This is a genomic window from Aetokthonos hydrillicola CCALA 1050 (assembly GCF_017591665.1).
GTDB lineage: Bacteria > Cyanobacteriota > Cyanobacteriia > Cyanobacteriales > Nostocaceae > Aetokthonos > Aetokthonos hydrillicola.
In genome coordinates this window covers 1-6,817 of sequence record NZ_JAAKGC010000158.1, presented here as the reverse complement: position 1 = coordinate 6,817, position 6,817 = coordinate 1, and the positions used below count along the sequence as shown (strand labels likewise).

9 protein-coding genes are annotated in these 6,817 nt (G+C 39.1%); 3 read left to right on the top strand and 6 right to left on the bottom strand.

Annotated features, from left to right (window positions below; genetic code table 11):
* Positions 1 to 26 precede the first annotated feature (26 nt).
* On the bottom strand, positions 27 to 698 hold the full coding sequence (locus tag G4P69_RS34010) for an SOS response-associated peptidase (RefSeq protein WP_208345580.1): 672 nt from the start codon (positions 696 to 698) through the stop codon (positions 27 to 29).
* Positions 699 to 899: 201 nt separating this feature from the next.
* On the opposite strand from G4P69_RS34010, the gene G4P69_RS34005 reads away from it, so the two are divergent.
* A complete protein-coding gene (locus tag G4P69_RS34005; protein WP_208345579.1) occupies positions 900 to 1,511 on the top strand; it encodes a glutathione S-transferase family protein in 612 nt (203 codons plus the stop codon).
* A gap of 259 nt (positions 1,512 to 1,770) precedes the next feature.
* On the opposite strand, the gene G4P69_RS34000 is transcribed toward G4P69_RS34005, so the two are convergent.
* From G4P69_RS34000 to G4P69_RS33985, 4 genes are all read right to left on the bottom strand, one after another.
* The gene (locus G4P69_RS34000) at positions 1,771 to 1,992 is read right to left on the bottom strand and encodes a DUF167 domain-containing protein (RefSeq protein WP_208345578.1); all 222 of its coding nucleotides are present in this window, start codon (positions 1,990 to 1,992) and stop codon (positions 1,771 to 1,773) included.
* Positions 1,976 to 2,386 carry a ribosomal maturation YjgA family protein gene (locus tag G4P69_RS33995; protein WP_208345576.1) on the bottom strand — a complete coding sequence of 137 codons (411 nt, stop codon included), beginning with the start codon at positions 2,384 to 2,386 and terminating at the stop codon, positions 1,976 to 1,978. Before G4P69_RS33995 ends, G4P69_RS34000 begins: the two co-directional genes overlap by 17 nt.
* Before the next feature lie 67 nt (positions 2,387 to 2,453).
* Complete coding sequence (locus G4P69_RS33990; RefSeq protein ID WP_208354297.1) at positions 2,454 to 2,996, bottom strand: DUF2231 domain-containing protein; 543 nt, start codon at positions 2,994 to 2,996, stop codon at positions 2,454 to 2,456.
* 57 nt (positions 2,997 to 3,053) lie between these two features.
* Positions 3,054 to 3,794 carry an LmeA family phospholipid-binding protein gene (locus tag G4P69_RS33985; RefSeq protein WP_208346335.1) on the bottom strand — a complete coding sequence of 247 codons (741 nt, stop codon included), beginning with the start codon at positions 3,792 to 3,794 and terminating at the stop codon, positions 3,054 to 3,056.
* A gap of 344 nt (positions 3,795 to 4,138) precedes the next feature.
* Here G4P69_RS33985 and G4P69_RS33980 point away from each other — a divergent pair, with 344 nt between their 5' ends.
* Complete coding sequence (locus tag G4P69_RS33980; RefSeq protein ID WP_208354295.1) at positions 4,139 to 5,182, top strand: hemerythrin domain-containing protein; 1,044 nt, start codon at positions 4,139 to 4,141, stop codon at positions 5,180 to 5,182.
* A gap of 80 nt (positions 5,183 to 5,262) precedes the next feature.
* Here the strand turns inward: G4P69_RS33980 and G4P69_RS33975 are convergent, their stop codons facing one another.
* Entirely contained in the window at positions 5,263 to 5,544 is a 282-nt protein-coding gene (locus G4P69_RS33975; RefSeq protein WP_208346225.1) for a DUF6679 family protein, read from the bottom strand.
* 252 nt (positions 5,545 to 5,796) lie between these two features.
* On the opposite strand from G4P69_RS33975, the gene G4P69_RS33970 reads away from it, so the two are divergent.
* Positions 5,797 to 6,817, top strand: a 1,021-nt coding sequence (locus tag G4P69_RS33970; protein ID WP_208354291.1) for a glycogen/starch synthase, incomplete at its 3' end; no start/stop codon positions are given.

Genomic DNA, 6,817 nt, shown 5'->3' with positions numbered 1-6,817 from the left:
AGCTTATGTGCCTATAGGTTCAGCCTTTAGGAGATTTGCACAATACACTCTGGGCTATTGTACTTCGGATTGTTGACGATTGTACTAACTGGGTAACCAATCATTGATGAAGCTGGGTAGGGATCCAAGATCTGCTGTAGTGGTTCTGGTGTTTGCACCTGGGGGTCTAACCACAGATTATAATCCTGCTTTTCTAAGATGACTGGCATACGATCATGAAGTGATTCTACTAATTCATTAGGTTTAGTTGTCAATATTGTACAAGAAGCTATTTCCTCACCTTCAGGAGATTCCCATTGTTCCCATAATCCTGCAAAGCCAAAAGCCTGTTTATCCTCGAGGCAAAAATAGAATGGTTGTTTTTTACCAGATTGCTTTTTCCATTCATAAAAGCCATCAGCAACTATCAAACACCGCCTGCGTAGAAATGCAGCGCGGAAAGCTGGTTTTTCTGCCACAGTTTCGGATCTAGCATTAATGAGCTTGGCTCCTATAGTTGGATCTTTTGCCCATGAAGGAATTAAGCCCCAACGTAACCGTTTGAACTCACGCTCTTTGCTGTTTTGATTACATAGCAGGGCTATTACCATTTGCGTAGGTGCGATATTGTATTGCGCCTCAATTTCAATATCAGGATCAACACTAAACGCTTGCGATAAAGCTTCTTTTGTTTTAGTTAAAGTATATCTTCCACACATTATTTCTTTTTGTTAAATAAAAATCTTTCTATACTTACAACAAATAATACTTTGATATTTTTTATTGATTAGAGAATTTATTCTTAAATTATAAATACATTATATTTTTAATAATTGTAGCAGAAATCTTTGTTTTTTTCGAGCAGATGCGGTATTTTACTCGAATGATTAATCAATTACTTCATCTAAATATTTGTTGGCATGGAAACATTGCAATTGTATGATTTTTTACCCTCTGGCAATGGCTATAAAGTACGTCTTTTACTGACACAAATTGGCGTACCCTTTGAAAGGATAGAGGTTAACATCATTAAAGGAGAGACACAAAGGCCAGATTTTTTAAGTAAAAATCCTAACGGCAAAATCCCAGTTTTGCAAATTGAAACAGGAAAGTATTTGACAGAATCAAATGCCATAATGGTCTATTTAAGTGAAGGAACAGAATTTTTACCATATGACCGATTTTTACGAGCGCAAGTACTACAATGGCTTTTCTTTGAACAGAACAGCCATGAGCCTTTTATTGCTACCTCAAGATTTTGGATTTCCATTCTAGGTAAGGCTGACGAATATAAAGAAGCTATTGCACAAAAACGTGAACCAGGCTACGCAGCACTCAGAGTCATGGAAAACCATTTAAAAACCCGCGACTTTTTGGTGGGAGGGCGATATAGCATAGCAGATATCAGCTTATTTGCATACACACACGTTGCTGATGAGGGTGGCTTTGAAATGACACAATTCCCAGCGATTCAAGCTTGGATTGAACGCGTTAAAGCACAACCTCGATATATCAGTATTACACAACCATAGATTTCTCGTAACAATAGTTACACTGGGTGCCTACCAATTATAATAAAAATCCAGAAAACCCATGAAGAGTAAGACATTTATGTCCAAACTCCGTACTTTAGGTTTATATGATGAAGATTAGTTATACAATGCCAGATTCCTATGGAAATAAAAGTTAGTTGACGTGTGTCCCTAAGTTTTACGGATAGAGACGCTAGGTGCTACTCTTAGAGTGCCTAGCTCTAACAATGATAGGCAGTGAAATTCCGCTACATTATATCTAGACATCAACTTCAATTAATTTCTGCCTAGAAGATAAACCAGATTTAATTCTGATATATGATTTTGGTACATTAAATTTTTTGGAGAGTAATTCAATTAATTCTTGATTAGCCTTTCCGTCCACAGGGGGAGACTTTAAATGCACTGTTAAACTACCGTCTGCTTCCTCTTGAATCTTTTGAACCTTGGAATTAGGTTTAACTTTAACTTTTTTTTGCATAAGTAACTTTTTGTAATTGCCGCAGCCATAACCAACCTAAAACACAACCCAAAGCATAATGAGGAAAATCCCACCAATCAAAGGTTGTACCGATTAACCATTTACCTATCAAGGTAGCGCGAATATCTTCTAAAACAGGTGGATGCCAAAGCTGCAAAAATTCCAGTATACAGGTAATGATAAATACCCATAAAGTAATTTGTGTTACCGTTGAGCGACTCCTGAAAAATAAAAATCCAAACAAGCACCAGAAGATCTCATAAAAAATAGCCGCTGCGTGATCATTAAACCACTCATGAGCAAGACCAGTATAATACTTAAATAAAAAGCCTATCGGTATAACGATAAGCAAAGAGAGGATTATATAGAGGTTTCGAGTTTGTTTCGAAAGCATTTGTAACGAACCTGTTCAGAGTGAGTCGATGAACCAATTATCCGTTACATCTGCTGAAAAGCTGCTTCTAGGGGTAATGAGGGTTACCGTTACCGATCACAGCTATTTTGTGTCGGTAAATTAATTCGCCGCCATACCAGCCGGATAAGCCAAGAAGCGTGGCTATGATAACAGAGAGTATTAGCCCCCAAGGTAATATTGGTGAGACTGGGTTGTTCAAACGTAGTAGTAAGTTAACAATCGTCAGCACTAGGGCAGAAGCGTTAAGAATCAAGTGCGCCCAGCCAGCAGTACGTTTGCGAACTCTTTCTATTCTGAGAAAGTCTAATATTCCAGTTAAGGCTGCTGCTACTCCTCCTAGCAATCCACCAGCTATTAGCCAGAAAGAAGCCTGCGCCCAAAAAGCACTGCTAGTTAACCAGAAAACTACGTCGGTTAAAAGTGCTCCAACTAAGAAAGCAACTGGGAATTGCACAAGAATGGGATGTATGGGATGCCCTGCGATCGCAACAGTACTAGGTATACCGGAATCATGAAATTCTCTGTTGTCACTTTCCAAAAAAGCTGGAATATTTGGGTATGGTGTTGTTTCTCTATCTTGAGTTTCCATTTTAGGTTATCGTTTATTGATTGTGAACGCTTGATTGTTAGAACTTACTACTACCAACTAACTACTGGGAATTTGCTCAACATATGCTTCAGCTTGCAATGTTAATTTACCTGGGTTTACGTCTAGCTGTTTAATCTTGAGCGTCATTCCTTGTAAATCAAAGTTACTCAAATTTAAAATTTCGCTTGTTTGCTCAACTAGTGCTTTCGTTAAATCTGGCGATACTTCTTGATTGTTACTAAATTCAACGTTTTCTAAAGAAACTGTTTGCCCGTTAGCGCTAACATTAGGGATTGCTGAAAAAGCAACTTGTTTAGTTTCATTAGTTTCTTGTAACAAAACTGTTGCGTTGAGTGATATTTTCCCATCACTGAGTAGGCGAAATTCTATGTTTCTTAGAACAATTGTCCTTAATTGTCCATCAACATGAATTTTTTGACTTTGTAATTTTGTCCGTACATATTCAGAATTAAAAGCGCGGTTGATATCATCTTCATTTAAAACAACTCGCGTGCTGGCTTTGGTTGGTTTTGTGAGTTCTACTTTACCAAAAGCAGCACTGATAGGATTGATAGCAACGCTACCCATATGCATTTCTAATTCCTCCATTCGGAGGTCTTTCTGCATTACTAGTCCTTCGCCTTCAATTGTGACTGAATCGACCTGTCCTTGAACCAATTTAAGTGGGTCTGTTTCAATATCTACATCTAAATTTTCTACTTCATCTAGCTGGCTAGATAACCCTATTTCTGCAGCTTTATTTAGCGCTTGCTCTCCTATTCCAGGACTATCTGTCATGCTAATAAATCTCCTATTTGACTGTCCTGAAATCAATTTAGAAAAATGGTATGAAATTTTTATCTATCTAGTGATGGAGTAAAATTTTTATTTCTACCCATCGGTCAGAATACATACTACAAAATACTTTTCACTAACTCATCTGCCTAATGATAGATGAAAGATTGATTTTTGTGTTAAGAAACTTAGTAGTATTTGTACTTTGGAAATAGAATATTATTTTTCTACCCATAGTGTTGAATGCTATCGTTCAAAAGAAAGATGAATAAATGCTAAATATTATGACAACCTAAGAGAGAACATGACTTCAAAACTACATAATAGTTTTCTGAGGAGAACGACTAATGGTAGCAACTTTAGATGATACTAAACGCTCTGCGATCGCAGTAAAGTTGGCAGATATAAAAGCAATTCAACAACTGATTATTGAAAACGAGCAGCAGTTGATAAGAGAAATAAGCGATCAAGAGATCAAAGATCGCTTTCAAAACTTGCTCAAAGATGATCAGAAAAACTTAGACGTTCTCGAAACCGTAATCGGTCAATATGGCATTCAAGCCAAGCCACAAGAAACCGTCACGCAATTCATTGAAAAGGCTCGAGAGCTAAATAAAGGCTCAAAACTGAGCTTGTATGAAAAAGTGTTTCAGCATGAATTGCTTAAGCATCAACAAGTCATAAGCGGGCTGACAGTCCACAAAGCAGCACAAAAAGTTGGTGCAGATGTACTTCTCGCAATCGGACCTTTAAATACTGTTAACTTTGAAAATCGTGCTCATCAAGAACAACTTAAGGGTATTCTAGAAGTTTTAGGAGTTCGGGAGTTAACTGGGCAAGATGCTGATCAAGGAATCTGGGCACGTGTTCAAGATGCTATGGCAGCATTAGGCGGTGTAGTTGGTAGTGTTGTTACTCAAAACACCGACAAAAAAGATTTAAATATCCAAGATGTGCTACGTTTAGACCACGGCAAGGTTAATACCCTCATCACCGAGCTAGTAGCTAGTAAAGATCCTCAAAAGATTCAAGAATACTTCGGTCAAATCTACAAGGATCTAAGCGCTCACTCTGAAGCTGAAGAAGAAGTCGTTTACCCAAGAGTACGTTCTTTCTACGGTGAAGGTGATACTCAGGAATTGTATGACGAGCAAGCGGAACTGAAGCGGATACTAGACGAGATTAAGGCTATCAACCCATCTTCATCTCAATTCAAAGACAAAATTAAACAGCTAACAGATATTCTTGGTGATCATATTCGTCAAGAAGAAACCACCTTGTTTGCTGCTATTCGCAACAATTTGAGTACTGAGCAAAGTGAGCAATTAGCTACCGAGTTCAAAGCTGCTAAAGTACGGATCCAAGAAAAAGCAGGCGTAGTTAGCAAGTAGAAGTCGCTTACAGCTTGAGATTTTCAGATCATGCTAGGTTAGATCTATAACTCCCAGCGGAATTAGTTGGGAGTTTTTATTCATTCCTGCTCTAACAGCTTCGAGAGCCTGTTTCTCATCTCTTGTATTTGGCGATCGCTCTTAGGCAAGGTTAACATCCGAACCTCTATCTCTGCAATATTGTCAATCCGAGTGGTTTTCTCCCATATTTTGGTTTCTACTTCGGATTCGTGTTCGTAACGAAATGTTACAGTTTCCCCACAAACCTCCAGAATTTGGACATTTTTCAACCAACCGTTACTGCTCTTGACAAAAAGCCACACGTTAGCTTTGCCAATCAGTTCTCTAAGTTTATTCTCCATACACATAAAAATCTAAGTTCAGACACGCCGAAACGCTAAACAACATTTTTTCCATCTATCTTAAGAATTATTTTTACATGATCTTGTGAATTTTGAAAAGCCTTTTGTCAAGGTATTTTTACTTATTGAAGCCAAAAACTGAGCTAAGACGCTTCTACTCCCCCATATTCTCCTAACCTGCTTGCGTATGAAAGCGTCTTTATGGTGTATATATAGAGAACATAAGGAAAGTATAATAAGTAAGGAGTAACAATGTACATCGTACAGGTTGCCTCTGAATGCGCTCCTGTAATCAAAGCTGGAGGCTTAGGCGATGTCGTTTACGGTCTCAGTCGAGAATTAGAAATCCGAGGACATTGCGTCGAGATTATTCTGCCAAAGTACGATTGTATGCGCTACGACCATATTTGGGGTCTCCATGATGCGTACCTTGACTTATGGGTACCTTGGTATGGTGCTGCAATTCACTGCTCCGTCTATTGTGGCTGGGTACACGGGAGGGTTTGTTTCTTTATTGAACCCCACTCAGCTGATAACTTCTTTAACCGAGGGTGTTACTACGGTTGCAACGATGATAATATGCGCTTTGCCTTCTTTAGCAAAGCTGCTTTAGAATTTCTGCTTCAGAGTAATAAGCGCCCTGATATCATTCATTGTCACGACTGGCAAACTGGTTTAGTTCCAGTGATGTTGTATGAGGTGTTTAAATATCATGGTATGGATCGCCAGCGAGTTTGCTACACCATCCACAACTTTAAACACCAAGGCATAGGCGGTGTTGAAACTCTTTGGGCAACGGGTTTAAATCAAGAAGCATATTATTTCCAGTACGATAAGCTGCGTGATAACTTTAACCCCTTTGCCTTAAACTTTATGAAAGGGGGCATGGTTTACTCCAATGCTTTCACGACAGTTTCACCAAACCATGCGTGGGAAGCTCATCACACAGATGTTGGTTGTGGTTTAAGTCATACTATACACTTACATCAGGATAGGTTCAGTGGCGTTCTCAACGGCATAGACTATGACTTTTGGAATCCTGAACTTCACCGTTACCTCCATCCTCATTCCTCCACCCATCCTTTCGACTACACCGCACTACCCCACCCCGCTTTCGTTGAACCTCTCCTTTTCCTCCCTGTCGATCGCCCTCTTTATGCCTACCTTGGTCGGTTCCATCCACATACCCGTGTACCTTCAGTTCTTAATCACATTTATTACGCACTCTGCCCCTGCGCGACCTTTCGGCTACTCGTTTCCTCAACAGAGCCCG

Excerpts from the sequence above, each read along its gene's own strand:
- G4P69_RS34010 (WP_208345580.1), bottom strand. The coding sequence starts at position 698 with ATGTGTGGAAGATATACTTTAACTAAAACAAAAGAAGCTTTATCGCAA.
- G4P69_RS34005 (WP_208345579.1), top strand. The coding sequence starts at position 900 with ATGGAAACATTGCAATTGTATGATTTTTTACCCTCTGGCAATGGCTAT.
- G4P69_RS34000 (WP_208345578.1), bottom strand. The coding sequence starts at position 1,992 with ATGCAAAAAAAAGTTAAAGTTAAACCTAATTCCAAGGTTCAAAAGATT.
- G4P69_RS33995 (WP_208345576.1), bottom strand. The coding sequence starts at position 2,386 with ATGCTTTCGAAACAAACTCGAAACCTCTATATAATCCTCTCTTTGCTT.
- G4P69_RS33990 (WP_208354297.1), bottom strand. The coding sequence starts at position 2,996 with ATGGAAACTCAAGATAGAGAAACAACACCATACCCAAATATTCCAGCT.
- G4P69_RS33985 (WP_208346335.1), bottom strand. The coding sequence starts at position 3,794 with ATGACAGATAGTCCTGGAATAGGAGAGCAAGCGCTAAATAAAGCTGCA.
- G4P69_RS33980 (WP_208354295.1), top strand. The coding sequence starts at position 4,139 with ATGGTAGCAACTTTAGATGATACTAAACGCTCTGCGATCGCAGTAAAG.
- G4P69_RS33975 (WP_208346225.1), bottom strand. The coding sequence starts at position 5,544 with ATGGAGAATAAACTTAGAGAACTGATTGGCAAAGCTAACGTGTGGCTT.